At 60.4% G+C, this 2,293-nt stretch carries 3 protein-coding genes; 2 read left to right on the top strand and 1 reads right to left on the bottom strand.

From position 1 onward, the window contains the following. The first annotated feature begins 56 nt into the window (after positions 1-56). On the top strand, positions 57-305 hold the full coding sequence (locus IEN85_RS10230; RefSeq protein WP_191616995.1) for a type II toxin-antitoxin system HicA family toxin: 249 nt from the start codon (positions 57-59) through the stop codon (positions 303-305). Between the two features lie 5 nt (positions 306-310). Further along, positions 311-676 (top strand): type II toxin-antitoxin system HicB family antitoxin, encoded by a 366-nt coding sequence (locus tag IEN85_RS10235; protein WP_191616997.1) that lies wholly within the window; start codon positions 311-313, stop codon positions 674-676. Positions 677-710: 34 nt separating this feature from the next. Here the strand turns inward: IEN85_RS10235 and IEN85_RS10240 are convergent, their stop codons facing one another. Then, complete coding sequence (locus IEN85_RS10240; RefSeq protein ID WP_191616790.1) at positions 711-1,979, bottom strand: IS110 family RNA-guided transposase; 1,269 nt, start codon at positions 1,977-1,979, stop codon at positions 711-713. Positions 1,980-2,293 lie beyond the last annotated feature (314 nt).

Below are 2,293 nucleotides of genomic sequence, written 5' to 3' on the forward strand. Positions count from 1 at the left end.
CGTTGGGCAAAAATAGGAAACCTTGACATGGTGGCATATCTTGCCACCATTTTACCGTGAATCGCAAACAACGACTTACCCTAGAAAAAGTAAGGGAGCGTCCAGAACGATCAGACTTACCTTGGAAGGACATCGAGAACATGCTCTCAGCCTTGGGAGCAGAGATTTCCGAGGGAAGTGGATCTCGAGTTCGTGTCTACCTAAACGGCGTGAGAGCTGTGTTCCACCGCCCTCACCCGCAGAAGGAAACGGACAAGGGAGCAGTAAAGTCAGTCAGACGGTTTCTGGAAGCTGCAGGAGAGTAAAGATCATGGAATACAAAGGATATGTAGGAACAGTTCAATTCGACGAGGAAGCCGAGATCTTCCATGGAGAAGTCATAAACATGAGGGATGTAGTCACCTTTCAGGCCGACACTGTCGAGGGCCTGAAGAAGGAGTTCCAAGCTTCGATAGACGACTACCTCGACTTTTGCTCCGAACGTGGCGAAGAGCCAGACAAGCCGTTTTCCGGAAAGCTCACCCTAAGACTAGATCCTGACCTTCATAGGAGCATCTACATTCGATCAAAGAAGGAGAACAAGAGCTTGAACAACTGGATCATCGAAGCACTTGGAAGAGAAACGAGAGCCCAACCAGGCAGCCCATACAACTCCGGCCAGTCGCTCCGCGACTGACCTTACCACTGAGGCTAGGAGTCAAGCTGCTATATCAGTTTTTCATGGAATCTTGCAGGTACGCGCATATCGGGCTTCCTTTCGCTTTTAGTCGTTCTATATAGAGCCCTTCGTCGTAGGCGGTTCGAGTCTTCCACATCCGGTATATTATCCTCTGCCACTTGTAGGCCAGCTCCCGCATGGCGCAGTTGTAGGTCATTCCCGCGGCCTTCTTCATCCTCCAGAACGCGGACGCCCAGGAGCTCCACTTTATCGACTCGCCGGCGAACTCCACGAAGGTCTGCATCAGGAACCTCGGCCGGGAGTAGCGGCGGTGCACGATGCGCTTCTTGCCGCTGCTCTGGGTAACGGGGGCGACCCCGCTGTAGCGCTGCAGGGCCTCGCGGCTGGAGTAGCGGGAGCGGTCCTCGCCCATGGCCGAGAGCAGCCGCGGCCCTAGAGCCGGACCGGCTCCGGGAAGGCTGTCGAAGATCGGCTTGTCCTCCGACTCGGCGTAGCGCCGGGCCAGCTCCTGGTCGTATCTCGCGATGGCCCTCGAGCAGGCCTCGATGTGGTCCAGGCAGCTGGAGATTCGAAGCTCCATGACGTCCATGATCGCGGGGTCGTCGGTCAGGACGACGGACTCGGCCACCACCCGCAGGCGCTCCTCGATCACGTCCCTGCGCGAGCAGTGGGAGCTGCGGTAGAAGGCCGCCATCTCCTCGGGGTCCGCCTCGCGGGCCGCCTGCAGCGAGGGCCAGCGGCGAAGGAAGCCTATCGCCATGGGGGCGTGCAAGTCCCTGCCCAGCAGCGCCAGGGCCTGCGGGAAGCTGCTTTTTAGCAGCGACTTGAGGCGGTTGCACTGCTCGACCTGCCGGTCGACCTCCCCGCGGCGGGCCTTGGAGAGCGAGTCGATCCTGCGCATGGCCGCGCTGTCCAGCCGGTGGGCCCGGAGCTTGTCGCGGTGCGAGGCCAGCAGCTGGGCGAGGACCTCGCAGTCCAGCAGGTCGCTCTTGGCCCCGGAGCCGTTGAAGGCCTTGCGGAAGCGGGCCGGCACGCTGGGGTTGAGGGCGTAGACCTCCAGCCAGCCGCGCGGGCACAGGAAGGCTACCAGGTCGGGAGCGGGCATCTCGAAGGCCACCGCGACGCGGGCCTCGGGATGCTCGGAGCGAAGCCTCGCCAGCCACGCGCCCAGTTCGTCGGGGCTGTTGGCCAGCTTGTCGAAACGCGGACTGGAGCCCGCCCGCAGGGAGGCGAGGCAAACGTCCAGGGTTGCGTCGGAACGGTCGATCCCGATCGCGAAGTCCAGGGGCTTTTCCTTCATCGTGTCATAGTCGGTTGAGGGTTGCGGAAAGCTCGTCCTTGACCGGCAGCGACAGCAATATAGAGTGGTCCGTGCAGAGGGCTTCCACCGAGGAGTCGTCAAAAAGTCAAGGCGCTACCCGCAGCCCGGAACGGTAAGGTCACAGTCCTCCAGGGGACGCCGCGTATTTGTTCCTGGACTGCGGGCGAGCGCTGAAATTGTAATGAAAAGCCAAACGGAGTCCAACCCCGCCGGAAGTTATTCACAATGCCCCGAAAGCGAGCTCTTCGGCCCGCGCCTTTCGGGCATCATGAATAACTTCTCCTAGCCTATAT

This window comes from Pelagicoccus enzymogenes (genome assembly GCF_014803405.1).
Classification (GTDB): Bacteria; Verrucomicrobiota; Verrucomicrobiia; order Opitutales; family Opitutaceae; genus Pelagicoccus; species Pelagicoccus enzymogenes.

Excerpts from the sequence above, each read along its gene's own strand:
- IEN85_RS10235 (WP_191616997.1), top strand. The coding sequence starts at position 311 with ATGGAATACAAAGGATATGTAGGAACAGTTCAATTCGACGAGGAAGCC.
- IEN85_RS10240 (WP_191616790.1), bottom strand. The coding sequence starts at position 1,979 with ATGAAGGAAAAGCCCCTGGACTTCGCGATCGGGATCGACCGTTCCGAC.